We start from the raw sequence: 26,258 nt of genomic DNA, 5'->3' as shown, positions 1-26,258 counted from the left end.
GCAATTACACCTCTTCCAGCTGTTTAGCCGGCGTAAGATCGGCTAGCGTTTGATCAAGCAAAGCTAGCTTTCCGCCATACGTATATTGCAAATTAGTTGCCGTAAAGGTCGTTTCTACAGGTCCGTATGCTCTTACTTCCACATTAAGTAGAAGAACGGAATCAAAATATTGTTTTACTGTTGATAAATCATGATGTACAACAATAACCGTTTTCCCTTGCCGCTTCAACTCTTGCAACAACGTAATAATTGCTTTTTCCGTAGCAGCGTCAACGCCGACAAATGGTTCATCCATAAAGTAGAGCTGGGCATTTTGAGCAAGTGCTCGTGCCAAAAATACTCTTTGTTGTTGCCCCCCAGATAGCTGACTAATTTGACGATTTGCAAAATCAGCCATTCCTACTTTTTGCAAACATTCCATCGCTATCTGTCGTTGTTTTGCACCTGGTCTTTTGAACCAACCTAATTGACCATAGGTCCCCATCGTCACCACATCTAAAGCGTTAGTTGGAAAATCCCAATCGACTGATTCCCGTTGTGGAACATAACCAATCAAATGACGTTGTTCTTTATAACTTTTTCCATATACATTTACTTGACCACTTATACTTGGTATTAATCCTAACGCCGCTTTAATCATCGTTGATTTTCCTGCTCCGTTCGGACCAATAACCCCGATTAATTCTCCTTCATTAACAGTAAAACTAACACTTTTTAAGACTGCTTTCTTTTGATAAGCTACACTTAAATTTATAATTTCTAACGGTTTTACCGCCATATTAGCCACCTCTTGTCTTCTTTTACTTTTCTTTATCTATTTTTTAACGAAGAGCGTTTACTAAAGTATCAATATTATGCTTTACCATTCCAATATAAGTACCTTCCGGCGTTCCTTCTTCTCCCATTGCATCAGAAAAAAGCTCTCCACCTAGCGATACGTCGTGCTTTAATATACGAGCACCATCTATTACGGACTCCATTGCTTTAGGTGACACGCTCGATTCTACAAATACAGCTTTTATTTGGTTCTCCACCAGAAAATCACGTAACGTACTAATATCTCGCGACCCAAATTCTGCCATCGTATTCATTCCTTGCAACCCAGTTACAGTAATTCCATATGCTCTCCCAAAATAACCAAAAGCATCATGTGCTGTTACAAGTATGCGCTGTTGTTCTGGAATTAACTTTACTTGTTGATGTATATAGTGATCCAAATCGGTTAATTTTTCTAAATATGCTGCTGCTTGTTGTTCATAATATAATTTGTTTAGATTATCTTTTTCAATTAAAGTGTTTTTTACAACTTCCACCGCACTCATCCACATCTTCACATCGAACCAAATATGAGGATCATAAGCATCTTCTCCTTGCCCTTCATCCTTCATTAATTGTGATGGATCTAGAGCAGAAGATACGGCAACCGTTGTTTTCTTTTTTTCTAACTTTTCAAACATATTTACCATTTTCCCTTCCAAATGTAACCCATTATAGAAAATGATATCGGCATTATCCAGTTTCCGAATATCCCCTTGCGACACTTGATATAAGTGAGGATCAATACCTGAACCCATCAATGCAATAACATGTACATATGGTCCGCCAACCTCTTTTGCAATATCAGCGATCATACCAGTAGTTGTTGTAATGTTAAGCTTGCCATCCACTTTTCCTTCACTAGAGCACCCAGCGACAATCAATATTATGCTCGTAGCTAGTAACAACATCTGTAATCCTCGATTAACTAACCTTCTCATACCAGTTCCTCCATATGCTGTGTAGACTAATAATTAATTTATAATACTGCTGTATCTCTCTATTTATATGCAATCTACTACCAATTTGCGCTTAGTAACTTTATTTCACCATACGCCTCTTTGTTTATTATACACAATAATGTTTCCCTTGAGCAACATTATTTTTTACAACAAAAAAACTGCGTAGTAAACAGAATATTATTCCGTTTTCACGCAGCTTTTATCAGTTTATTTCATTTTATTCAGTGTACTCTACTGCTTCCTCCGAACTACTATTCACATTACCTTCTTCTGGGTTTTCCTCATCTGTCTGCACTTCTTTTTTGGGCTTATCGGTCAATCCGATAATTTCATCGTATGCATCAAAGATTTTACGAGCAATCGGCGCTGCACCATACCCACCATATCCTCCATCTGGAACTACTACAGCAACTGCTAATTTAGGCTTTTCGGCAGGTGCATAAGCGATAAAGACAGCATTATTGACTTTTTTTCCTCCGACATCTTGCTCGGAAGTACCCGTTTTTCGATTAAAGTTATGTTTAAAACCTTCAAACCCTTCGACTTTAACCTGACCCATACCTTGCTCGATTTCTTTCCAGTATTCTTCTTTATAATTGACTTCATTCAGCACTTCTGGTGTATAGCCTTCCACTAACTCTCCATCAGCCGTTCGAATTTCATTCACAAACTGCGGTTTTATCCGTTTACCTCGATTGGCAAGCATAGCTGTATATTGCGCTAATTGTAGCGTCGTATAACTTCCTTGCTGACCAAATGAAGCATAAATGAGTGCTGATTGTTTACTCGCTCTTTCTGCTTCAGTATAATAGTTAATAATTCCAGCGGATTCATGAGGCAATCCACTTCCAGTCTGTACTCCTAAACCGAATAACTTCATATATTCATCCCATATATCAATCGATGACTTACCATCTACATCTCCACGCATATTTAGTGCATTACCAATTTTCTCCGCCATAAAAGTATTGGACGAATGGCGAATAGCTTGTGCTGGATCAATAGAACCGAATGCTTTGAATTGAGAGTTATTGATAGCTACTCGATAACCTTCACGACCAAACATATATTTGGATGTATCGTTATAGTACGTATTAGGTGTAATTAATCCTTCATTAAGTCCAACTAACACAGTAAGTGGCTTAATCGTGGAACCTAGAGGAACGATGGAGTTAGGTCGCTTCATCCGCTCTTCGTCCGTATAATTACCATATGCCGTTTGAATCGTACCATTATTCATATTACTACCAAAATCATCAAGATCTTGCTGGCTTATTCTACCACCAGCCCAAATATTTGGATTATAGTCCGGCATACTCGCCATCGCTACTACTTTTCCAGTATCGACTTCCATCGCCACAGCATATCCAGTATTAGCATATTCAGCACGTTCAAAGCGATTGTTCGACTTACGAATAACTTCCAAATGGTCCATAATAGCTTGCTCTGTTTGTACCTGTACTTGTTTGTCGATCGTTAAATACAACGAAGCACCTTTTTCTGGTGGCGTAAATTCCATCGGGCCGGTAATTTGAGACAAACGATTCACCGGATAGCTTCTAAGCCCATTTTTACCACGCAACACATCTTGATACATTAATTCTAAGCCGTCCATTCCAACTTCTTCTTCTTCCAAATATTGCAACTTACGATCTGTCTCTTCCTTCTTACTTTTATAAAAAGGCATATTATCTAAATTAAGTCCTTTAAACTTCTTTAAATAACCAACAAGTTGAACGGCGACAGTATCTTGATCATATTTACGAACACTTTCTTCCATAATATCAACATTTTTGTAGGTAATTCTGTTCTCCATGAAATAAGCTATCTCTTTTTGATTCAAATCTGTTTTTATTCTACGTGGTGTAGAAATAGTGTTCCGTTGAAATTTCAAGTCCATTTGTAGCATAATCTCTTCAGCTGTCATCGCATTTTCAGGATCACCATATTTTTCGAATATTTCTGCTAATTGCACCGCATCTTCTTTCGCTTGTTCTACAGATTTATCTGCATTGCCTGTTGCAGCAAAACTGTAATACAGTGATTGTGTAGATATAGAATAAGCAATCGCATGTCCTGATGCATCATAAATATTGCCGCGAATCGGCGCAATCGGTTTTGTACTTGTAAGCTTTCTTTCCCCTGCTGCAATAAGAGAAGGAGCTTCCACAAATTGCAATACTGCCAAGCGGACAACTAAAATACTAAATAAAGCAAAAACGACAAAAAAGAACAGATTAAGCCGAAAAGAAAAATGACGTTGGTGATCCATTTCTTTTTTTTGTTTATCGTCGTCCATCTCTAACACTCCTAACCATATCGAAACCTACCGTTCATAAAATATTTAACTGCTATTCTTCGCTTGTTCAATAAACTTTTTAATAGTATCGTCTATATCTAGTTTACCAATTTCAATCCCGCGTAGCGACACTGTTACTTGTTTTTCACCAGCTTTACCCTTTAATTCTAGTAATTTTGTTTTAACGATAAAGCTACCGTCTTTATTAACTTCATATACAGCATCTTTCGCTCCAGCAACCATTAACTCCACTGCTTCTTGTTTTAAAGTTGTCGTTACATTCGTTCCCAATTGCTTTACATCATCTAGCGAATATCCACTGTACAATATTAGCCCAATAACAATAACAGCAACTAACAACCATTTTACTACAGTTTTCACTAAGCGGATAATAAATATTAAAACCAGCAAAGCAATTGCTATAATTAACCATTTATCCTTTAAAAATGTTTGCCACGTTTCAAAATCATAAGCTGAAAAATCTAAAAAATCCATCAGTTCCCCTCCAAAATAGTAAACTTTTCTTCCAATTCATAACAAACATTATAACCTTGAGTCATAAGTTGTACAACTATTACGTACAAGTAGTTATGATAGTACTTTTAAGGAGGCAAGGCCTAGTGAGGAACGCTATTTGGCTCTACCTGTTTTTGTTCATCGCCTTTTTCGATCTGCACGCACAATATCCGATTTTAACACCGTTTGCAATCTCCATCGGCGCAGCACCATCCTTTATCGGGCTGATGATGGGAATGTATTCCATTACTCATTTGCCTGGAAATGTTATCGCAGGAGTAGCTGTTGATCGGTTAGGTAGCAAAGGTTTTATCATTTTCAGTTTACTTGGTGCAGGAATTATTCTATTACTGCAAGCTTATGTCACCGATCCTTGGCAATTACTATTGCTTCGTTCCATTAGTGGATTTGTTATTGCCTTTTTGTCTCCTGCCTGTATGGCTTTGCTCGCCAAAATGTCCAATGATTTGAAGCAACAAGGAAAATTAATGGCGGGGCATGGGCTAGTACATACGATTGCTTCTGTAGCTTCTCCAGCTGCTGGAGCTTATTTAGTAGCTAAAATCGGATTCACGACGACTTTCACTTTTTTAGGATGGTTACTTGTGGTTACATCATTATTGGCAATTTTTTTTATAAAAGACATCAAAGCACCATTATCTTCATCACCAGCACCAATAGCTGATGCTGTACCCGTAGTTATTAAACCTAAACCCAAATTACAACCAGAAGGTACCGGTATTCCATGGCTAATCTATTTGTTACCTGTTGGTTTAAGCTGTGCGCAAGGTATACTCTCATTCGAAATACCATTACTAGCGAAAACAACAGAAGCAATGATGACAACCGGATTATTATTTTCTATCGTTAGTTTAGGTGCCCTTGTTACGCTCAGTTTAATGTTTTTGAACAATTTACCAGCTTTTCAACGTACATTATGGGGAGCTTTTAGCATTGCTATCGTTTATTTTCTAATTGCGTCAGAAGTAGCGATACCACTTACGGTATTACTATTTATGGTGGGACTTGCAAAAGGAGTAACCTTACCTGCACTATCTACTATGTTAATTGAATTAAGTGGCGGCGTAAAATATGGACGAACATTTTCTATTCTGTCTATCGCTACTTCGATCGGTGCCTTTATCGGACCAGTAGCAGCTGGAGCATTACGTAATTATGTTTCACCATACTACATTGCCTTTTTATTACTTATGACTGCCATTACGATACTACCAATCATCTACTCCAAACATTTGCGCACCGCTTATTGACATTTGCAAGTTAACGAGCATAGTTGGTTTACTCGCTATTTGATGATAAACTACATATATAATGATGCAGCGATGGGGGTGTCAAACGTGGACAACGTCATTATTGTTGAAGGAAAAAATGATCGATCTAAACTGCGTAAATTATTACACACCGATATCGATATATTATGCACTTATGGTACACCTGGAGAAGATCAACTGGCACTTTTGCGCAAGCAAGCTGCTAACAAACACGTTTATATTTTCACCGACAATGATGCTTCCGGCAAACGAATCCGGGGAATGCTCCGTGACTTATTTCCAGATGCCGTTCATCTTTACACTAGACGTGGCTATCCAGGAGTTGAAAAAACTCCCCTTGATTATTTAGTAATACAATTAGAAAAAGCTGAACTAAACGAATATATCAATTACGAGGCATTGCTGTTAGATTAACCCTTGCTTCCCCACATAGTAGTATGGTTATACAACAAAAGCTGGTAGTTTGCAAATAGACTTATTTGCGGCAACCAGCTTTTCATTTCTCATCATTTAAAACAATCGTTTCATTTCTTTGAACATATCTTCTGCTGATAGCATTTCATCACTACCATTGAACCACTTACGGATTTGATTATCTTTATCTACTAGTATAATCCGATTATAGTGACCAAACTCACCGGTTTCTTTATTTTTTGTGACAACGATTTTATAACTTTCAGCCAATTTTCTCGTAGCTTCCTCTTCTCCACGTAAAAAATGCCAGCCATCGAATTGCGCATGATTACGCGTTGCAAAGTTACGTATTTCTTCAGGTGTATCTCGTACCGGATCAAACGTAATTGATATTAGTTCTGCTTTTTCAACTAAAGACTTATCTTCTCGTAACAAATCTTGTAGTTGTGACAGTAAAAAAGTTGTCGGTGGACATACATCCGGGCAATTGGCAAAGTAAAAATAAACTAACTTCACCTTACCTGCCGTATCAGCGAGCGATACTTCCTTTCCATCTATATCTTGTATCGTAAACTCTGGTGCATCCATCTCGATCGGTAAAGGTTGTCCTTTACTCCATACGAGTGAATAAAATAAATACGCTCCAACTGCGAGCAACAACACCAATACAGCAATTTTAAAACTATGTTTCCGTATGAACCCCATCTAAGCTACCCCCATAATAAAAAAAAATTAAGCAGCCGTTAAAGTATTAGCAATCATTGCAATAAACACAATCATTAAATAATTAATAGAAATAATAAAATTTTGTTTGCCCCATTTGTCGTTATCTTCTGCTTTTAACCCCATAATCGTGTGTACTAACCAAATAAGTGTTAACGCTAAGGAAATAATTAAAAAATAAATGCCAGCAAATTGATACACATAAAGAACGATAACAGTAGGAAGCAATAAGAAAATGTAAGGAATCATTTGCAGTTTCGTTCGTTTAATTCCTTTAACTACTGGTAATAATGGAAAGCCTGCAGCGCGGTATTCTTCCACTCTACGAATAGCAAGTGACCAAAAGTGTGCAGGCTGCCACAGAAACAAGATGGCGAACAAAGCCCATGCACCAATATCAACAGTCCCAGTAACCGCACAATACCCTATAACCGGAGGCATCGCTCCAGCGATTCCACCAACTGCTGTACTCCAAGTCGATCTTCTTTTTAACCAAATCGTATAAATGATAACATAAGCAAACCAACCCAAAAGACCTAACCAACCAGTAACTGGTTCAACGATAAACAAAATAACGATTCCACTAACTCCTAACAGTAGCCCATAGAGCAGTACAGCAGATGGTTTCATTTTCCCCATCGGTAGTGTTCTGTTTTTTGTTCGTTCCATTCGCGTATCAAAGTCGCGATCCCAGTAATTGTTAATGACTGTGGCTGACGCCATCGTTAAAGTGGAGCCGATCAACATTGAAAGCATAAGCCAAAAATCAAGCTGCCACTTGGAAGCAACCCAAAATCCACCTAGTGCAGCAAACATGTTCAACCGGAGCAACCGTGGTTTCGTCAATTCATAAAGTTCCTTTAACACGAAGTGAGCCTCCTAATTATAATCAAAAGCCGCAATGATTTAAATCATATTACGACTTTTTTTCTACTACAACCGTCATTAATCATACCTAAAATTACGTATAAAGACAATGTAAACGGCTTATGTTCATGAATTCGACACGTAAAAATGTTGTGCAAATTGTCACCAATTTGTTAATTACTTAATAAACTAAATTTATAGATGAATGCCCAATAGAAATTTCATTGTAATAGAAAGGAAGAAAACATGTGGCTGTTATAAAAACAAATGCTGAACACACTAGACAACTTGCTAGGCTGATGCGTGCTGAAGCAGAAGGCGAAGGCGAACTTGGAATGCTTATGGTTGGAAATGTCGGTGTCAATCGTGTAAAAGGTGATTGTATGGATTTTCGAAATATCCGTAGCATTCCCGATATGATCTATCAGTCTCCGGGTGGGTTTGAAGCCGTTCAAAAAAGTTACTTCTATCAAAAAGCACGTGACCGTGAAGTTAGGCTTGCAGAACGAACAGTTTCGGGGGAACGCCAGCATCCCGCTTCGAACGCCTTGTGGTTTTATCGTCCTGACGGCCCTTGCCCCCCTACTTGGTATAATCAAGTAAATAGTGGAAGATACAAAAAACATTGCTTCTTTGTACCAACCTATGGCGATTGTCCAAATGTCTACTAATTGAAGTAAGCTTTTAATGAAAACCAATAAGTACGTGAACAGGAGTGTTAATGGTGAACAATAATCAAATGAGTAATATGGCAATGCCAAATATGGGTGCAGCAAATATGCCAATGGGTCAAATGAGCAATATGCCGAATATGTCCAATATGCCAATGGGCAGCATGTCCAAAATGTCTAATATGCCGATGGGAAAAATGGCTGGCAAACCAAATATGGCGATGCCGATGCAAGCGATGAAGATGCCTTATCCTAATATGCCGGCAGGATATATGCCAATGAATTATATGCCGATGCAACCAATGCCAATGCCAGCACCAACCAACAATCAAATGGAAGAGTCTTACGTGGAGAATATTTTGAGATTAAATCGTGGAAAAATAGGAACTTTTTATATGACATATGAAAATAATTCGGAGTGGAATGCCAAAATATTTCGAGGCGTGATCGAAGCTGCTGGTCGAGATCATATTATTATTAGTGATCCAACTACAGGTATTCGACATCTACTATTAATGTTAAACTTAGATTACGTCACTTTTGATGGTCCAATTGAATATGAATATCCATTCCACGGCACAGTTGTTACACCAGTGACTCCAGTCTAACTTATTTTGCAAACTGATCCATCCGTGCTAAAATAAAAACGCCCAAGGATAATCCTTGGGCTCTGCTTTAACTATTGTGAATAGCAATCAATTAACGGCTATTTACCTGACAATTGCTGTTCTGCAATTTGGACAAGCTTTCTTGTAATATATCCACCAATTGAACCTGCATCACGTGTAGAAAGATTTCCGTTGTAACCATCTGGAGAAAATTGAATGTTTAGCTCTTGAGCTGCTTCCATTTTCATTTGGTTCAAAGCTTGTGTAGCTTGTGGTACTACAAGCTGATTGCTGCTATTGCGATTGTTTTGGTTTGCCATTTTGTGTTGCTCCCTTCGAATTCTCACTTTGTTTTGGAGTTATTATAATGTGTAGCAAGCTTGCAAACATATTATGTGCAATTTCTTTTTTACTATACAAACTATTTTCTATTTTTTATTAGCATATTTTTACCATTTATAAACTTCGATATTTAGCCACACTTATATATCGAGAAGAAAGGAGCTATTTCTGATGTCCAAACCGCTTTCGTTAACGTTCGCAATAATTACAACACTTTTTTTAAGCTTAACGGCGATAGCAATAAGCCATAGCTTTTGGTATGTATTACTTTTCGGTACGCTATCTCTCCTTAGTACAGGTGCTGGGTTCATTGTAAAGGCTAAACTTCGCAGAAAAAAACAAAGTCTTAATGAAAGTAATTAACCAAAATAAACGAAAACATTTATTACATACTTACTTCACTCTCCGTGGATAACTTCTCTCCATAACAGAAGCACCAGAAGCACTCTGGGAGTAGTTTGAATTCCAATAAGCCATATTGTAGTTGGACTCATAGAGAACACTTGCTGACCAAGATTTCGGATTTTGCTTGACAGAAAAATCATATAGTATTTCTCCATGCGTCCAATTACTGCGATATTGCAACGCCTGCACGGCAATTTGTCGAAATTCCTCCACTTGACTCGGCGTTAGTCCTGTAAAGTAATTATTTTCTAATTTACCATCTTTACAATTAATCGGATGGTGTTTCACACCGAATTTTCCAATAGCATTATTCCGAATATGAATTAATACTGTACCAGCTACTGCATTCGTTAATTCCTTCTCTAGTTGACGAAATACAAAATCCACTTGCCTAGATAGTGAAACTGTTTCCTCATTCATCCCATTACCTCCTCGTCGCTTCGACAATTATTGACCTTTTCCTGTCGTATCTCTATCGTATCATCGGCAAAATATTTGCACACCGAATAAATCATTCGTATTTACCGCACATGCATTTGCGTCTTTATACCCATTTCCTTAGAATTATTCCCCACCAAAAATATGAAATTTTATGAATAAAAAGTTTTGATAACAAATTTTATAGACCTTTCCAGCTAAAAATGCTATACTTTCGCTATCGTGTATAGTCGAAAGGAGAAATGGCTTATGGGTCGTTGGTACTATTCATTGTCAGTCCGCAATAAGACGCTTGTTATGCTTTATTCTTTACTAATCACCTTCACTGTTTCCACCGCAATTGCACTGCTTATTTCTAAAGCAGCGTTACTACCTTTATTACTTGTAACCGCTATCATGGCTGTGGTGATATATCCTGCATCTAAAATCTTTGAATCATCTTTCTCGGGATCACTGGAGGATATTTCTAACGCCGCCCATCGTATCTCAAAAGGGGATTTCACTCAAAAAATTGATGTAGATACTTATGAAGCTGGCAATTTAGCTCATTCTTTCAATAGCATGATTGACAAATTACGCGATATCTTAACAGAAACGAGCAGCATTACACGATTAGTTAATGAATCTAGCCGTAGTATTTTCGAAAAAAACAGCAATGTGAAATTAGCTATGGAACAAGTAGCCGCTTCAGCGAATGAACTTGCTACAGGTGCTAGTGCAATCTCTGATGATGTTCATGAAATGAGCGAATCGATCGTAGCAATCGAACGAAAAGTAGCTAATTATACTCAATCTACTTACGAGATGAACAATCGTTCTGAACAAATGATTACATTGGTAAATCAAGGTCGAGAAGCATTAGATGTGCAAGAGATCAGTATGCAGCGTAATATAGAAGCAACGAACAAAGTTGGAGATGCGATAAAAGAGCTTGCGAGCAGTGCAAAAGGTATTTCAGCTATTACTAAAACGATCTCAGAGATTGCAGAACAAACCAATCTACTGTCATTGAATGCTTCTATAGAAGCTGCTCGTGCTGGCGAACATGGTCGTGGATTTGCTGTAGTCGCCAATGAAGTTCGTAAGCTAGCTGAAGAATCAAGTGCTTCAACAAAAGAAGTATTCCATTTAGTAAAAAAAATCGATGAACATATTAACCAAGCTATGCAAGACATGTTAGCTAATGAAGAAGTAGTAAAAAAACAAGCAAACAATATTCAGCAGACAGCGACCATCTTTGCTGAAATTGTTCAGAGTATCGAGTTTATTACTAACCAAATTCAAGCATTCGCAGCAGAAAGTGAAGAAATGCTACTAGGTGCACAACAAATTTCTAATTCCGTTCAAAATATATCAGCAATTACAGAACAATCAGCAGCAGGTACAGAACAAGTATCTGCATCGATGAACGAACAAATGGTATCCGTCCAATCTGTAGTGGCAGAAACAGAAAAAATGTTGTCTATGTCTACGCAACTACAACGAACAATACAACTTTTTAAAATTAAATAGTCGCATGAAAACGTCGTTTGCGGGCACACTAAACTACATGACAAAACGTGTAAAGGATGATCAGCATGAGCAGATTAATGCAGCGGCACATACGACAAATAGGAACTTTATTGCGTGTTTCTCTAGCAATACTACTCCTCTGTGCAGTTGTATGGCATGTTACACCAACTACGAGCGCAGCAAACGGCGACAATTATAATTACTTATCTTCACCGGATAGAAAGGTACCAAAGCAACAACGTTCCCCTCAAAAATCAAATACGAAACGTGATACAACTAGAAAAGAAACAATCTCTTGGCAACAATTGCAGCAAATGTTCCCTCAACATTATTTTTTGCATGGAACACGTGACAAGCGACAAGTTGCATTAAGCTTTGACGATGCTCCTGATCATCGATTCACACCACAAGTACTTGATATTTTAGCTACATATAACGTAAAAGCGAATTTTTTTATCGTTGGTGAACGAGCGAAGGCTAACCCTGAACTTGTGAAACGTATGATAGATGATGGACACGAAATTGGAAACCATTCCTATAACCATGCTTTACTAACTAAACTTACTTTGGCAGAATATCAACAGCAAATTATGGAGACGAACCGGATATTAAAAAAAATTACAGGTTATTCCCCTCGCTTTATACGTCCGCCCTATGGAGAAGTTAATAAGCAACAATTAAAATGGAGTGCCGAAGAAAACTTTATTATCGTAAATTGGGATGTTGATTCCGAGGATTGGAAAAATAATCCGAGCAGCGAGCAAGTGATGATGAACATCAACCGTACGCTCAAGCCCGGATCCATTATACTGCAACATGCTGGTGGTGGAAGCGGGCAAAGTCTAATGGGAACCATTGAAGCTTTGCCCGAGCTCATTGAAATGTTGCAAAAAGAGGACTATCAAATTGTATTGATCTCAGAATTAATTAATAAATCTCCTATTCGATAACAAAAACTTTTAGCTTTTGAATACCAAACTTCATCGCTTGACTGCGGGAATCGGGAACGAATATATCTATTTTGTTCCCTTTTACTGCTCCGCCAATGTCACTAGCAACTGCTAACATACCGCCTTCAGGTAAGCCCGCATAATCATATCCTGTAATATACAGCTTCGTTCCCAACGGTATCACTTTCGGATCAACCGCAACAGTTCCTACCTTTAATTTATTACCAAAGTAATCTACAGCGCCCCAACCACCATTTTCAGCAGCAGATGCCGTATATGCCGTCGCTTTAACAGCTAGCTTTTTTGTATAAGTGTAAACTTTTCCGTTCGCTGCCTTCACTTGTGGTACACTTTCTTCATAGGCAGTTTTCTTTAATGTTGGTTTTGCACTGCCTAGAGTAGTTACTTCGTCGCTGGACAGTGTTTGAACCTGCTTCTTATTTAATTGCGGATTCGATACACTCAACGCTTCCGCTGCTTTTAATGATAATAACGAAGTTATTAATATAATTAAAATAAATGCAAATTTTTTATTCAATGTTATACTCCTTTTTTACTACACACTTTTTGGCACATCACTCGGCTCTATTTTAATCGCTTACCCAGTGAACATTTGTACCCATTCACCATTCACATAGCCTACACCTAGCTTAGTAAACGATGATTTCAATATATTCGCTTTATGACCTGGACTATTCATCCAACCACGCATTACCTCTTCACTCGTTCTATATCCTGAAGCAATGTTTTCACCTGCGTAACGATATTTCACACCAAAACTTTGCATCATCTCAAAAGGTGAACCATAGGTTGGTGATTGATGATCAAAATAATTATTGACATCCATATCTCTTGCTTTTTCTGTAGCAACTTTATTAAGTAAGCTATCTAATTGCAAAGCAGCTAACCCAACCGCTGCTCGCTCTTTATTAACTAGTTGCAAAATTTCCGATTGCTCCTTCGTAAAACCAGGCTGTGCCGTTGGTGCTGGTGTCGGCTTCACCGTTGGCGCTGGTGTTGGCTTCACCGTTGGTGCTGGTGTTGGCTTCACCGTTGGTGCTGGTGTTGGCTTCACCGTTGGCGCTGGTGTTGGCTTCACCGTTGGCGCTGGTGTTGGCTTTGATTCCGAAGGCTTCCATTTTATAATAGAATATAACAATTTTTCAATTTTACTCCATTCTTGCTTTGAAATGCCCGACTGTTCAGCCAAATTGGCTAACAGTTTCGTTTGTACATGCCACTCAAAAGACTGTGCCTTCCAATCTAATTTATGATCGTGTTGCCAATGTGATTTTTCCTCATTCTTTTGTGCATGTTTCGCTTCTACCGTTTGCTGTGGTAGCAATGACGTACTACCTATTGTTGATGCAATAACTGTAGCTGCAAGTATCTTTCCCCATTTTTTCATCGTCCGAGACATCCTTTCTAGTAATTTAGTTGTGTCTGCTCTTCTCGACTTTTTCATGGTAACACGAGCAATACTGTATTGCATGACATAATAATTTCCAAAGAAAATGAATGTGTTGATGTATCAACGTTTTTATACGTTTATTAAAATCTCTTCATTCCCCTCTCTTATCATTCTAATTTTTCTAAATCCCTTACTAATCCGTTACTAATTTCTTATTAATTCCTTATTAGTCGTATCCCCCTGGATCAGTTTCCATTGCAACTGATCGAAAGGGATACGCTAATAAAGCAGTAAATAGGCACACTAACCACGCCAGCAAATAGCAAAAAAAAAGCCGATAACCACTCGGTTTATATTAATCGAGTGATCATCGGCTTGCATCGTATCATTTGGAAACTGCATTATATATTTAGTTATTTGGTTTTACAAATCTTCCGGTTGCTTGAGATTCGAACATCGATAAAATAACGTTTAACGATTTGCGACCTTCTTCGCCACATGCAGCAGGTGTTCTGTTTTCCAAAATACTATTTATAAATTCGTCAACTACACCACTAACTTCTTGCTTATCGTTTGTTGCAATAGCGCCAACTTTATGTTTTTCAATACTACCATTACGTAGTTCAACGATAACTTGATCATCAGGGTGCGTTCCAATTTTCATTACACCGTTCTCGCACCATAATACTGTCGAATTATCTTCACCTTTGTAATACGTCCAACTAGCAACAAGTGTACCAATCGCTCCACTTTTCATTCTTACTAAACAAGAAGAGTTATCATCAACATCGGTATCTTTTTTATCAACTGTACCAATAAATGCAGCAACTTCTTCTACTTCATCAGCAAGTAAATAACGGATCAAATCAGACTTATGAACACCTAGATCTCCCATAGCACCCATAATTGCTTCTTCTTTACGGAAAAACCAGCTTTCGCGTCCATCAATACTCCACGATTCTGGACCGGGATGACCGAAAGTAGTCCGGAATGTTAACACTTTACCTAATTTTCCACTTGCCAAAATTTCTCTTGCTTTCACGTGTGGCGGCATAAAACGTTGATTGTGTCCCACCATCAATTTTACACTGTTTTTGTTTGCAGCTTCAATCATTGCAGCCGCTTCTTCATCTGTAACCGCCATTGGTTTTTCAACCAAAACGTGTGCACCAGCATTAGCAACATCAATACTAATAGAAGCATGCACGTTATTCGGTGTACATACGCTAACAGCGTCTGGCTTCATTTCCGCTAACATCTCTAGGTGAGTAGCGAAAGCTTTGCCACCATGAATAACTGCCATGTTTTCTGCTCTTTCTATAATAGGGTCAACAAATGCAATCAGCTCTACATTGTCATTCGCCGCATACTCTGGAACATGACGAAATTTTGAAATCGATCCACATCCAACTACGGCTACACGAATTTTACTCATTTCTAAATTCTCCTCTATTTAAAAATACATACTTCACCTTATTTGTTCATGTAATTATTTTTTACCCATTCAAAACTTTCGGCTACTGCTTCTAGCGGTGGATTCATACAAATATCTTGCTCAACAATAATCCACTCCACTTCTGACTCTTCAGCAACTTGAATAATATCGTTCAACGCAAGCTTCCCTCTGCCTAGTTCAACCGTTGCAATAGCTGATTGTTCAAAACTGCCATCTTGATAATCCTTCAAGTGCAACAGTGGCAAACGACCGCTATATTTACGAATATAAGCTAATGGATCATTACCTGCATATTGTACCCAACCAATATCCATTTCTACTTGTAAGTGAGCAGCGTCAATTTTACTATACAATGCATCAAATACAGGTTGTCCATCCATTTTTACATGGAATTCAAAATCATGATTATGATAAGCAAACACTAGACCAGCAGCAGCAACCTTTTCACCAATTTTGCGGAATGCTTCTACATGCCCTTCCCAAGCTGCTTCATCACGTTCGTCAACAGGCAACCATGGACATACGATATATTTGCCACCGATTACTTTCATATATTCAATTTCTTCGTCTAATCGTTCCAGAAGTGAAGTTAACGGAACATGACTACCAATGGCTTTGATCTGTAGTTCGTCCAGCAAATTTTTTAATGAGTTAGCATCCATACCACCATAACCTGCAAATTCTACACCTTCGTATCCTATCGCTGCAACTTTTCTTAATGTTCCTTCAAAGTCTTCAGCAAGTGCTTCACGCAAAGTGTACATCTGCAAACCAATATTCATACGTGTCATACTAAACACTTCCTCTCCATATCGTTGATTACTTATCCATTTTACCCTTCCCCACTATTATAAATGCAGCAAAAAAACAATAACAGATTGCAAATTAGCATTTTCTTATGCTATTTTGTCATTGTTCGTTTTTCATCCATTGAATCCGACACAACTTTGTAACGATATTATTATTGATTTTTAAGAATTATTTAATAATTGTGATTTAAAATACAATTACAAGGATAATAACTGCATCGGTTATCGCCGTTTACAGTATTTCATTATTGATGGATGGAGGTTGTACTAATGAAAACTCTATTTTTATTCCAGGAAAAAACAATTCCTGTTTATCTAACAGATACAAATAAACATGCTCTAGATAAACTATCAGCAGTATTACATCGGAAGTTGGAAACCGGAAAAAACGCCTTGAAAAAATGTATTGCTTCCCTTATCAGTGTAGAAATTATCGGTAGTGAAGCTACACTCCATTCCCTTTCAGAACGCGATACATTAACAATTTCATTGTATTGATTTTCTATAGCGACTCTTGCTAATTCGTTTTTTCTACACAGTAACGAATAGCAAGAGTCATTTTTTATTATTTAGCCGACTGTTGATTACATCAGCATATTTTTTCCCCGATTTCCCCATATGAACAATAACGTCCCAATAACACTACATGCTGAAGCAATCAATAATATGATTGGAATGGGTAATGAATCCGTCAGTGATGCACCTAACAGCGGACCTATCGATCCTCGTATACCAGTTGCTAACAAATGGATACCAAATACCATCGCTTCTCTACCTGGCAATAATCGAAATACAAACGCCAATATTCCAATATCCCAAATAGCATCTCCGATTGCTTGAATCATATAACCCGTAATAACTGCACTATAATTACCCCAGATGCTATAAATAAGCGGTACGAGGGCATAAGCCAAAATCCCAATAACAAGTGTATATTTAATCGGTAGTTTATCAATCATCCATCCGACAATTATAAAAGCAATCAATAAGGCAACATAATAGGCAACCCTCGCATAGCCTAAATATAAGTTAGACAATTGTAATACATCTACTTGAACAATTTGATACAGTGGTACGGCAAGCATATTGCCAAATCCAGCAAAGGTCGTAGCAATAAGAAATATCGTTAACATCCGGTTCGTTTTAACAAGCTGCCATTGTTCTGAGAATGAAATTTTCGCTGTTTTGCGAACAAGGTTATGTTGCTTAACATCACTTTGTTTTGGCACACGCAACAAATAAAATAGACTAATCGATAATGTACCTGTAACTGCTGCAAATATTAGCGGCATACTCGTACCAGACACCTCCGCCCAACTACCTACTATAAAAGCAAGCGGTATCATCAACCCACCCATTGCTACGCGCACATATCCCATCAATCGTCCACGTATATTCGATGGATACATTCTGGATACTAGTGCAGCATAAGCTGGAGACTGAATGCCCATCAATATTTGATACACAAGTGAAACGATTACAAAAACTATAGGCTCTGCTACAAATGCCGGTAAGATCATTAACGCTCTACCTACAATATTAGGAATAATTACGTACAAACGAGGGCTTTTAGCTTTTTCTATTAAACTCGCCCAAATTGGTGAAAACAACAAACCAATAGCCGGAGCAGCAGATAAAATACCTACTTGCAAATGGGTTGCTCCATGTTGAATAGCAAATGCGATGTAAAACTGATTTACTACAACGTTAAATAGCGAAAAAATAATTGAAGCAACCAAATCAATTCGAACATTCCACCAAACTCGACCAGACATATGCATTCCAAGACGCGATACCATATACGTTGATTTCTTTGTTGCTGCCTGCTCTCTCATCGCTTACTATCCCCTGTTCTCATGTTCGTTAGAGCGTACAAAGGAAGGACCCTTCAACAATCGAAGGATCCTTCTATTTTGTTCATTTGATTGGATGATACTACACTCTTAAACATCTGTACAGTGAAATATATTACAGTGGGAAGCAATCATTTTTCTTCTAAAAATTTATTATTGCCCGAGCAATATTTTGGCATATGGAGACTCAATTGGGATCATTATTACAGGTTCGTTTTGCAATGTAACAACGTAACTTTCTAGCGTTCGATATAGATTATAAAATTGCGGATCTTTCCCGTATGCACTGTTATAAATTTTGGCAGCTTCCGACTCACCAGAGGCAACAATTTTTTTAGCATCCGCTTCCGCTTGAGCAATTAACTCTTTTACTGTTCTATCTGCTTTGGATGTAATTTTACGAGACTCTTCATCTCCTTCAGACAAATAACGAGCAGCCATCGATTTACGATCAGAAATCATTCGGTTATAAACACTTTGCTTGTTCCCTTCCGGTAAATCCGTACGTTTAATACGCACATCAACGATTTCAATACCATAATCATCTCTTTCCAATGCTACAATAACATCATTCGTCACTTGATCGTTAATATTTCCGCGCTCTGTATTTTCACTAATAATGTTGTCATAATCCACTTCCGATAGTTTTCGGCGCATGGCATTAAAAACAGCCTCATCAATACGTTTCACACCATTACTGATCGAATGTAGCTTTTTATAAAAGTTTTCAGGATTATTAATCCGCCAAACTGTAAAATTATCTACAAACAAAATCTTTTTATCTTTCGTTAAAATTTGCGTTGCAGCACTTTCATATGTCATTTGATATTTCGGTAAAGTTGTTAAGTTTTCTATAAAAGGAACTTTAAGCTTTAACCCAGGAGTAGTAACCGTTCGAGCGGCTTCTCCAAACCGTAACACTACTTTATATTCGCCTTCCTTCACTGTAAACAATGATGTGGATGCTAATATAATAAGTATAACAACACCAACAACTGTTGCTACTATTCGTTTATTCATTATCGATTACCTCCTGGAGTTGCGCTTTGACCATTTTCATTACTAGACTGTTCCGGATTCGTATTAGGTAAATCTACTTCAGTCGAAACATCATTTGTTGATGAAGGATTTTCTGATTTTTCTTGCGGTTGCGTTTTAGTACTGAATGATGACTCATTCACAACGGGCGCTTTCCCTTTTTCACTCTCGATTTTATTACCATTTTCTTTTCCTTGTAACAACTCATTAAGTGGTAAATAATTTACAGTGTTCGATCCTGTATTTGTAATTAATATTTGTGCGTTAGGTAATATTTTCTCTAACGTTTCCAATATTAAACGACTTTCTGTAACACTCTTGTTATTGACGTACTCCTTATAAATCGCGTTAAACTTAGCTACATCACCTTCAGCATTCAAAACTCTAGATTTTTTGTCTGCTTCAGCATTTTCGATTAACGCTTGTGCTTCCCCTCTTGCTTTCGGAATACGATCGTTTTCATAACGTTTTGCCTCATTAATTTTCGTGTTTTTCTCTTCACGTGCGTTCGTTACATCACGAAATGCATCTTCAACTTCTCCACCAGGTGGTTCAATATCTTGGAACTTGATGTCAATAATTTGAATCCCCGTATCATACTTCGTTTGTAGTTCTACAAGGCGGCTACGTACTTCATCTTGAATAACCGTTTTACCATCTGTAATAGCAAAATCCAATTTTTGAGATCCGATGACTGAACGAACTGATGCACTTGCTGCATTGTGCAAAATTTGCTCTGCATTATCAATATTGTATAAATACTTTCCAATATCAGAAATTTTCCAAGTAATGACTGCGTCAGCGATAACAATGTTTTCATCACCTGTAATCATCATTGCTTCTGATTCTATCGTTTCATTCGCTTTTTTTCCTTCATCTCGATAGCCTAACGTAATATATTGCGTTAACTCTGCCGGTACTTTCACTACTTCTTGTATCGGATATGGAAACTTAAAGTGTAGCCCTGATCCTGTTTCGTGTGTATAAGCTCCAAACGTTAATATAGCTGCTCGTTCTTGTTCTTGTACCGTATAAAAAGAAGTTGATCCCAAATAAATAACTACAATAGCAGCAATAACAATAGCTATCGTCTTTCCAGCATTAACTGGTTTAAATGATGGTTTTTGGGATTGATTATTGCCTTCATCTTCATTTTGATTTTGCCCCATAAAATTCAAATCAATTGCTCCTCTCGAGTCTAGTCTAGTTATTATGTACGTAAAAAAACAAAAATAGTAACAATTACTTATTGCTGTGTAACTAATCATTGTCAAGTCGATAACAAAGTTGTAAAATCAACAATGGCATAATGCATTATTTTGTACAAAAGGACGGGATAACGTGAGAAAATCGATTGGTGTCAATGAAAGACCCCCACTTGGCCAAAGTGCCATGCTCAGCCTACAGCATCTATTTGCGATGTTCGGCTCTACGGTACTAGTTCCAAACCTATTAGGGGTTGATCCTGCCATCTGTTTATTGATGAACGGAATAGGAACACTACTATACATATGGATTAGTAAAGGAATGATTCCCGCCTACTTAGGTTCTAGCTTCGCTTTCATTGCTCCTGCCTCTGCAATAATTCAGAACGCCGCTTTTGGCGAAAGTAGTTATGCAGCAGTTTTAGGTGGTTTCATCGTTGTGGGTATCATCTTTACCATCGTCGCTTTCATTATTCAAAAAGTCGGCACCAGCTGGATCGATGTTGCCTTTCCACCAGCAGCTATGGGGGCCATTATCGCGCTCATCGGTCTCGAGCTTATACCAGTAGCTGCTAGAAATGCAGGCTGGATATCCGATGGCACTGCCGATTGGACGATGAATAGTAATAATGTGCTACTTTCTGTCCTTACCCTGACAATTACAATACTTGGATCTATTCTATTTCGTGGCTTTATGCGCATCATCCCTATTCTATTCGGTATTATTAGTGGATATGTCATAGCTTACTTTATGAAAATGACAGAAATGTCGGCAGTAAGTGAAGCTAATTGGATCCAAACACCACAATTTACATTTCCAGAATTCCATTGGTCTGCGATCATCGCTATTGCACCGGCTGCACTCGTTGTTATTGTCGAACATATTGGTCATTTAGTCGTAACAAGTAACATCGTCGGCAAAGACTTGCAGAAAGATCCTGGACTTCATCGATCACTACTTGGAAATGGGATCTCTACCATTATATCAGGTTTCACTGGGTCAACGCCAAACACGACATATGGAGAGAATATTGGGGTGCTAGCAATCACCAGAGTTTACTCGACTTTCGTTATCGGAGGAGCAGCAATTATTGCCATTTTGCTATCCTTTTCAGGGAAAGTGGCTACATTAATTGCTGTAATTCCACCGCCTGTTATGGGGGGCGTTTCCCTACTTCTGTTTGGTGTAATTGCTGCATCAGGACTTCGGATGCTTATCGAGTCCAAAGTAGACTATAACAAGCCAACGAACCTGTATTTGACGATTATCGTATTTGTCGTAGGATTAAGTGGTGTAGAGTTTAGCGTTGGTGATCTAACATTAACCGGTATGTCGTTAGCTACTGTCGTAGCGCTCTTATCCAGTTTACTATTCAAACTATTTGATGTACTAAAATTGACTAACGATCATGAAAAAACGGAGTAATCGTATTTAAACATAACGACAAAAAACCAGTACTCAGCAGCATCCAATCACATTTAAATGGATAGATATAACTGTGTACTGGTTTTTATTTTGCATCTATATATGCTCTCGATCTGAATTAGTTAACGTAAGAACATCATCATGCCGACTTGCCAGACGTTCATTTGTTTGTATTTTTTTGTTATCATTTATCTCGCTAGCCGCTGACAACTTTTTTTTTACGTAATTCTCCTTTTCCTTGTAAAAACGATAGCCATTTTTCCCGTTACTTTTCACACCATATAACGCTTCGTCAGCAGCTTTGAGAAGATCCATCATATCTAATTTATCATCTGGATAAATAGCTATTCCAATACTAATAGATACAGGTATTATCTGCTCCTGCTCTGGAATTGCTTCTTGTATGTGCGCAATAATTTGTTCTGATAATTTTTCAGCAGCTGTCCATACTTGATCATGCTCAAACACGATGGCGAACTCATCGCCGCCTAGTCTAGCAATCTCCGCTTGGTAAGCCGCAGCAACTTTTCTTAACTGATCACTAATAGACTGCAAGTAACGATCTCCTGCAAAATGCCCTATGGAGTCATTAATTTGTTTGAATCCATCCAAATCCATAATCAACACAGCAATTGGAACACCTGTTACCCGATACTTCACTATAAATTGCTGTAACAGCTCATAAAAATGACGACGATTAGCTAGCCCCGTTAATTCGTCCTGATATGCGAGTTCTTTCATCTGCTCCAGTGACTGTACTTCTTTTGTAATATCTCTAATAATAAAATGGCTACCACTCGCAACATCATCTATTTGAAATGGAATACACTGTAGCTGAAGTGCTACACTCGAACCATCCTCATTATGGGCTACTGTATTAAATTCTGTTAATTCTCCACAATACACTCTCATAAAGTAATCTCTAAGCATTTCCTGTTGCTCATACTTGACCGCTGTCACGATCGTTTCGATTGGACGACCTTTAAAATAATCGATCTGTATACCCAACAGTTCTTCCACTCGACTATTAGCTTCCATGATCCGAAAATTTTGATCTACAGAAATAACTGCATCTATGTGATTATTATATAATGTTCCAAACCATTGCTTTTCTTTATTTGCTTCAACTGATTTGCGGCCATATATTTTATTGACCATAGTAACAAAGTAATACCAACCAACAGCTATTATAGCGAATGCTGCAATCGCATACATCAACCATTCCATTCGTCCTATCACCCCACCTGTAGCTATTTATATTATACAAAAAACATTTGAAATATTTATGAAATTTGGATACTTTTCAAGATATATATGCCCAAATTACTTTAAATTTAATAAGAAAGACTCTCAAAATTTATTATACTTTATATTTATAGGTACATACACCTATAAAAATTTATTTTTTACTACACTTATTAGAATAAGCGACTTTTACAACAGAATGCAACTATTCATTCACATAAATTGATAATTTACTATATTTGGTATGTAGAGTGCGCCTTTAATGTGCAACAAAAAAAAAAGCAAGTTTCCACGAATTTATGGAAGCTTGCTTTGATCTCCTTATTTACTACTCATATCTCTATCTTTCGATTGTTTATATAACTGATGTCCAAGTACCGAAGCACCTGTTACCAATACACCTTGAATAACTCCTTGTAATACATCATCAGCTAAAAAAATAGACAATGTAACACCGCATACTAGTAATATCCATGGAATAACCCAATCTTTTACTTGTGGTGTCTTCTTCAATAATATTCCAATAACATAGAGTACTGGAATAAGAATTAACGACTGTTCAGAAATATACTGCAAAAACTCTTCCATCATTGATCTTCCTCCTTGCAATATTTCTAGTAGAATATGCAAGAAGCTATAAAATGGTACAGGCTAGTAATGTATCGTACAAAAAAATATTTATAAATTAAAAATTAAGCCATTTGTAGTTCATGCCCAAACTACGGAGGCGTTCCAGAAATCAGAGAAAAACTAATAACTAACTAGTAACGTAGATTTGTTTGAAAAAACATATAAACGATCTTGGAAAAGGGCTAGATATATAGGTTTTGTACGAGTAAACGTATAAACAGTCTTGGAAAAGGGCTAGATACGTAGGGTTTGTATGAATAAACATATAAACAGTCTTGGGAAGGGGCTAGATACGAAGTTTTGTACGAGTAAACGTATAAACGGCCATGGGAAGGGGCTAGATACATTATGCCATGCAATCACCACTTGCTCTAGTGGGAACTTGAAGAAGGGGTGTAAGAAATGCTGCAGCATATTCACACGATCACACTGGATGGAATAAAAAATACATTTTTCCATCCAGCTTCTCTTCGTTTAAACTATTCGATCCGCTTCACGGAAAGAGCATGTTAGTAAATGATCGTTAACAATTCCGACAGCTTGCATAAAGGCATACATCGTCGTCGTACCAACGAACTTAAATCCTAATCGTTTCAAATCTTGACTTATTTGATCAGACAGCTCCGATCGCGCGGGTACTTCTGTTATGACTGACCAATTATTTTGAATAGGCTGAAAATCTACATAGCTCCATAGAAAGCGATCCAGCGATTGGTGTTGTTCACACAATTTTAAATATTGCTTCGCATTATGAATAGCTGCTTGTACTTTTTGACGATTACGAATAATACCTTCATCTGCTAACAACTGCGCAACCTTTTGTTCATCGTATTCGGCTAATTTGACAGGATCAAAGTTATCATATGCAGCACATAATGTGTCCATTTTTTTCAAAATCGTCAACCAGCTTAAACCAGCTTGCTGTCCTTCCAATAGTAGCATTTTGAATAATTGTTTATCATCATGTACGGGTATACCCCAAAATTGATCATGATACTTTTCTTCTAATGCATGTTTCATCGCCCAATCACAACGAGTTACTAGTTTGTCCATTATTATACTCCTATTGTACTTACTATTGATTTAATCTTCTACATTGCAGTAACATTAAACTGCTTAAGAAGCCGATAACGGAATTTCATAGAAAGTACGTTGATTTTTTACATTGGTAAACCAAATTACTTTATTTTGATTCACGACCGGCTGCACTTCCGATAATCGAAAATAAGGAACAGTTTGTACGCTGTCTAGCGGTTTGCCCGCTCCATCCACATAAAACATATTTCAGATGTCCATCGTCGATATAATTTTTGAAAGGTTCATCGGTTACTTTCTTCACTTCTTGCCATAGTACCATAAATTTGTTGCTAGTAATAGGAACGATATGTGGTACGGAAGCTGACAATGCTGTGCCACTATATTTGCTTAAGCTTTTAAAGTTTATCTTACCATTAACCATATCATTACGAGGAACAGCCGCTACAAAAACATCACGTTTATCTGTATCTACACCTTCCACTCTTGCATTGGTGTAATTCGTTGCTTTTGAATGATTGATGGAGTTATAAGCAACCAAGTAGTGACTATTGTATCAAATGTTAATCAAATTCATGTAAATGCCAAATTGCCACCACGAAGTAATATCTTCGTATGATTCCCCTGTTTTCACTTCAATCGCTTTCGCTTGCTTATTCCAAACTACGATAAATTCACTGCTAGTTCCAGCCATATGCATTGCAATATCCCGCAACTTATAATAATTATTCCCATCTATATTAAAACCGGTAATTTCAACATGTACACCATTAATGATTACTTCGCTGTTCGTCCATTTCGCTATTTTGTTAGTGGCTGTTGCACTTTTTGCTTGAATTGATGAATGTGTAAAATTGCTGTAATCCAACCATATTATTACTGATATTACCATTAAAAACATGCAAATTGACTGGGTAAACTTCCGTCTCACGTTTCTGCCTCCAACTTAAGTATGTAGGTCTTTTATCCTAATAAACATGAAAATTATACCATCAACCTACCCTTAACTCCCAGTAACTTTTTGGAAATCTTTTTGCAACTTTACCCATTTAGAAACGTAGAACATATATAGAAATTGCTTATTATTTTACTTTACTGTTCATTTAAATTGTGATTTATTAAATTGAATTACAGTTAGGAAAGCAATATAATAAACAAATAGCGATTTTCTTACCATTTTTTAACTTTACTTTTTATAATTTTTTTATAATAGATACTCGGAAATTAAATGATTAAAAATGAGCTTTCTGGAGATTATAAACTAGTTTTAAGAGGAATGGTTGGAATGTTGAAAGTCAATGCAAAAAATGTACAACAAATAAACCACATGAAGTG

General features: G+C 37.4%; 29 protein-coding genes. 9 read left to right on the top strand and 20 right to left on the bottom strand.

Annotation, left to right across the window (positions count from 1 at the left end; translation table 11 throughout):
• Positions 1-4 precede the first annotated feature (4 nt).
• The 4 genes from ACFSTH_RS16380 to ACFSTH_RS16365 form a co-directional block, all read right to left on the bottom strand.
• Complete coding sequence (locus tag ACFSTH_RS16380; protein ID WP_377774975.1) at positions 5-778, bottom strand: metal ABC transporter ATP-binding protein; 774 nt, start codon at positions 776-778, stop codon at positions 5-7.
• 43 nt (positions 779-821) lie between these two features.
• On the bottom strand, positions 822-1,757 hold the full coding sequence (locus tag ACFSTH_RS16375) for a metal ABC transporter solute-binding protein, Zn/Mn family (protein WP_377774976.1): 936 nt from the start codon (positions 1,755-1,757) through the stop codon (positions 822-824).
• A 238-nt stretch (positions 1,758-1,995) separates the two neighbouring features.
• Positions 1,996-4,077 (bottom strand): peptidoglycan D,D-transpeptidase FtsI family protein, encoded by a 2,082-nt coding sequence (locus tag ACFSTH_RS16370; protein ID WP_377774977.1) that lies wholly within the window; start codon positions 4,075-4,077, stop codon positions 1,996-1,998.
• 45 nt (positions 4,078-4,122) lie between these two features.
• A complete protein-coding gene (locus tag ACFSTH_RS16365; RefSeq protein WP_377774978.1) occupies positions 4,123-4,572 on the bottom strand; it encodes a hypothetical protein in 450 nt (149 codons plus the stop codon).
• A gap of 125 nt (positions 4,573-4,697) precedes the next feature.
• Between ACFSTH_RS16365 and ACFSTH_RS16360 the strand changes: the two genes are divergently transcribed.
• Positions 4,698-5,864 (top strand): MFS transporter, encoded by a 1,167-nt coding sequence (locus tag ACFSTH_RS16360; RefSeq protein WP_377774979.1) that lies wholly within the window; start codon positions 4,698-4,700, stop codon positions 5,862-5,864.
• Between the two features lie 87 nt (positions 5,865-5,951).
• Positions 5,952-6,299 (top strand): toprim domain-containing protein, encoded by a 348-nt coding sequence (locus ACFSTH_RS16355; protein WP_377774980.1) that lies wholly within the window; start codon positions 5,952-5,954, stop codon positions 6,297-6,299.
• A gap of 96 nt (positions 6,300-6,395) precedes the next feature.
• On the opposite strand, the gene ACFSTH_RS16350 is transcribed toward ACFSTH_RS16355, so the two are convergent.
• Together ACFSTH_RS16350 and cyoE are read right to left on the bottom strand one after the other, a co-directional pair.
• Entirely contained in the window at positions 6,396-7,004 is a 609-nt protein-coding gene (locus ACFSTH_RS16350) for an SCO family protein (RefSeq protein ID WP_377774981.1), read from the bottom strand.
• A 27-nt stretch (positions 7,005-7,031) separates the two neighbouring features.
• Positions 7,032-7,889 (bottom strand): heme o synthase, encoded by an 858-nt coding sequence (cyoE, locus tag ACFSTH_RS16345; protein WP_377774982.1) that lies wholly within the window; start codon positions 7,887-7,889, stop codon positions 7,032-7,034.
• Between the two features lie 248 nt (positions 7,890-8,137).
• Here cyoE and ACFSTH_RS16340 point away from each other — a divergent pair, with 248 nt between their 5' ends.
• Positions 8,138-8,560 carry a cell wall hydrolase gene (locus ACFSTH_RS16340; RefSeq protein WP_377774983.1) on the top strand — a complete coding sequence of 141 codons (423 nt, stop codon included), beginning with the start codon at positions 8,138-8,140 and terminating at the stop codon, positions 8,558-8,560.
• Positions 8,561-8,610: 50 nt separating this feature from the next.
• Positions 8,611-9,168, top strand: a complete 558-nt coding sequence (gene gerQ, locus ACFSTH_RS16335) for a spore coat protein GerQ (protein ID WP_377774984.1) — start codon at positions 8,611-8,613, stop codon at positions 9,166-9,168.
• 98 nt (positions 9,169-9,266) lie between these two features.
• On the opposite strand, the gene ACFSTH_RS16330 is transcribed toward gerQ, so the two are convergent.
• Positions 9,267-9,488: a small, acid-soluble spore protein, alpha/beta type gene (locus ACFSTH_RS16330; protein ID WP_377774985.1), complete on the bottom strand. Its 222-nt coding sequence runs from the start codon at positions 9,486-9,488 to the stop codon at positions 9,267-9,269.
• Positions 9,489-9,681: 193 nt separating this feature from the next.
• On the opposite strand from ACFSTH_RS16330, the gene ACFSTH_RS16325 reads away from it, so the two are divergent.
• A complete protein-coding gene (locus ACFSTH_RS16325) occupies positions 9,682-9,873 on the top strand; it encodes a hypothetical protein (RefSeq protein ID WP_377774986.1) in 192 nt (63 codons plus the stop codon).
• 30 nt (positions 9,874-9,903) lie between these two features.
• Here ACFSTH_RS16325 and ACFSTH_RS16320 read toward each other — a convergent pair whose 3' ends face one another.
• Complete coding sequence (locus ACFSTH_RS16320) at positions 9,904-10,335, bottom strand: O-methyltransferase (RefSeq protein WP_377774987.1); 432 nt, start codon at positions 10,333-10,335, stop codon at positions 9,904-9,906.
• A gap of 267 nt (positions 10,336-10,602) precedes the next feature.
• Here ACFSTH_RS16320 and ACFSTH_RS16315 point away from each other — a divergent pair, with 267 nt between their 5' ends.
• Both ACFSTH_RS16315 and ACFSTH_RS16310 read left to right on the top strand, forming a co-directional pair.
• Positions 10,603-11,865, top strand: a complete 1,263-nt coding sequence (locus tag ACFSTH_RS16315) for a methyl-accepting chemotaxis protein (RefSeq protein ID WP_377774988.1) — start codon at positions 10,603-10,605, stop codon at positions 11,863-11,865.
• Positions 11,866-11,930: 65 nt separating this feature from the next.
• The gene (locus ACFSTH_RS16310) at positions 11,931-12,815 is read left to right on the top strand and encodes a polysaccharide deacetylase family protein (RefSeq protein WP_377774989.1); all 885 of its coding nucleotides are present in this window, start codon (positions 11,931-11,933) and stop codon (positions 12,813-12,815) included.
• On the opposite strand, the gene ACFSTH_RS16305 is transcribed toward ACFSTH_RS16310, so the two are convergent.
• The 4 genes from ACFSTH_RS16305 to ACFSTH_RS16290 all read right to left on the bottom strand — a co-directional run bounded on the left by ACFSTH_RS16305 (position 12,805) and on the right by ACFSTH_RS16290 (position 16,473).
• Positions 12,805-13,353 (bottom strand): 3D domain-containing protein, encoded by a 549-nt coding sequence (locus ACFSTH_RS16305; RefSeq protein WP_377774990.1) that lies wholly within the window; start codon positions 13,351-13,353, stop codon positions 12,805-12,807. The genes ACFSTH_RS16310 and ACFSTH_RS16305 overlap by 11 nt on opposite strands.
• Before the next feature lie 60 nt (positions 13,354-13,413).
• Positions 13,414-14,223: a CAP domain-containing protein gene (locus ACFSTH_RS16300; protein ID WP_377774991.1), complete on the bottom strand. Its 810-nt coding sequence runs from the start codon at positions 14,221-14,223 to the stop codon at positions 13,414-13,416.
• A 412-nt stretch (positions 14,224-14,635) separates the two neighbouring features.
• On the bottom strand, positions 14,636-15,661 hold the full coding sequence (locus ACFSTH_RS16295; RefSeq protein WP_377774992.1) for a Gfo/Idh/MocA family protein: 1,026 nt from the start codon (positions 15,659-15,661) through the stop codon (positions 14,636-14,638).
• Positions 15,662-15,699: 38 nt separating this feature from the next.
• Complete coding sequence (locus ACFSTH_RS16290; RefSeq protein ID WP_377774993.1) at positions 15,700-16,473, bottom strand: sugar phosphate isomerase/epimerase family protein; 774 nt, start codon at positions 16,471-16,473, stop codon at positions 15,700-15,702.
• A 288-nt stretch (positions 16,474-16,761) separates the two neighbouring features.
• Between ACFSTH_RS16290 and ACFSTH_RS16285 the strand changes: the two genes are divergently transcribed.
• Positions 16,762-16,989 carry a 3-dehydroquinate dehydratase gene (locus ACFSTH_RS16285; RefSeq protein ID WP_377774994.1) on the top strand — a complete coding sequence of 76 codons (228 nt, stop codon included), beginning with the start codon at positions 16,762-16,764 and terminating at the stop codon, positions 16,987-16,989.
• A gap of 86 nt (positions 16,990-17,075) precedes the next feature.
• On the opposite strand, the gene ACFSTH_RS16280 is transcribed toward ACFSTH_RS16285, so the two are convergent.
• From ACFSTH_RS16280 to hflK, 3 genes are all read right to left on the bottom strand, one after another.
• Positions 17,076-18,326, bottom strand: a complete 1,251-nt coding sequence (locus ACFSTH_RS16280) for an MFS transporter (protein ID WP_377774995.1) — start codon at positions 18,324-18,326, stop codon at positions 17,076-17,078.
• 171 nt (positions 18,327-18,497) lie between these two features.
• The gene (gene hflC, locus ACFSTH_RS16275; protein WP_377774996.1) at positions 18,498-19,364 is read right to left on the bottom strand and encodes a protease modulator HflC; all 867 of its coding nucleotides are present in this window, start codon (positions 19,362-19,364) and stop codon (positions 18,498-18,500) included.
• Entirely contained in the window at positions 19,364-20,551 is a 1,188-nt protein-coding gene (gene hflK, locus ACFSTH_RS16270; RefSeq protein WP_377775007.1) for an FtsH protease activity modulator HflK, read from the bottom strand. Before hflK ends, hflC begins: the two co-directional genes overlap by 1 nt.
• 172 nt (positions 20,552-20,723) lie before the next feature.
• Here hflK and uraA point away from each other — a divergent pair, with 172 nt between their 5' ends.
• A complete protein-coding gene (uraA, locus tag ACFSTH_RS16265; RefSeq protein WP_377774997.1) occupies positions 20,724-22,013 on the top strand; it encodes a uracil permease in 1,290 nt (429 codons plus the stop codon).
• 96 nt (positions 22,014-22,109) lie between these two features.
• On the opposite strand, the gene ACFSTH_RS16260 is transcribed toward uraA, so the two are convergent.
• The 5 genes from ACFSTH_RS16260 to ACFSTH_RS16240 all read right to left on the bottom strand — a co-directional run bounded on the left by ACFSTH_RS16260 (position 22,110) and on the right by ACFSTH_RS16240 (position 25,854).
• Positions 22,110-23,240: a diguanylate cyclase domain-containing protein gene (locus ACFSTH_RS16260; protein ID WP_377774998.1), complete on the bottom strand. Its 1,131-nt coding sequence runs from the start codon at positions 23,238-23,240 to the stop codon at positions 22,110-22,112.
• 339 nt (positions 23,241-23,579) lie between these two features.
• Positions 23,580-23,849 (bottom strand): phage holin family protein, encoded by a 270-nt coding sequence (locus ACFSTH_RS16255; protein WP_377774999.1) that lies wholly within the window; start codon positions 23,847-23,849, stop codon positions 23,580-23,582.
• A 513-nt stretch (positions 23,850-24,362) separates the two neighbouring features.
• Entirely contained in the window at positions 24,363-24,941 is a 579-nt protein-coding gene (locus ACFSTH_RS16250; protein ID WP_377775000.1) for a DNA-3-methyladenine glycosylase I, read from the bottom strand.
• 130 nt (positions 24,942-25,071) lie between these two features.
• Entirely contained in the window at positions 25,072-25,464 is a 393-nt protein-coding gene (locus ACFSTH_RS16245; protein WP_377775001.1) for a hypothetical protein, read from the bottom strand.
• A gap of 15 nt (positions 25,465-25,479) precedes the next feature.
• Positions 25,480-25,854: a hypothetical protein gene (locus ACFSTH_RS16240; protein ID WP_377775002.1), complete on the bottom strand. Its 375-nt coding sequence runs from the start codon at positions 25,852-25,854 to the stop codon at positions 25,480-25,482.
• Positions 25,855-26,258: the final 404 nt, after the last annotated feature.

It is taken from the genome of Paenibacillus yanchengensis, from assembly GCF_042684845.1.
Lineage (GTDB): Bacteria > Bacillota > Bacilli > Paenibacillales > Paenibacillaceae > Pristimantibacillus > Pristimantibacillus yanchengensis.
Note: the sequence above shows the minus strand (reverse complement) of the source record. Positions and strands in the feature narration are given on the sequence as shown.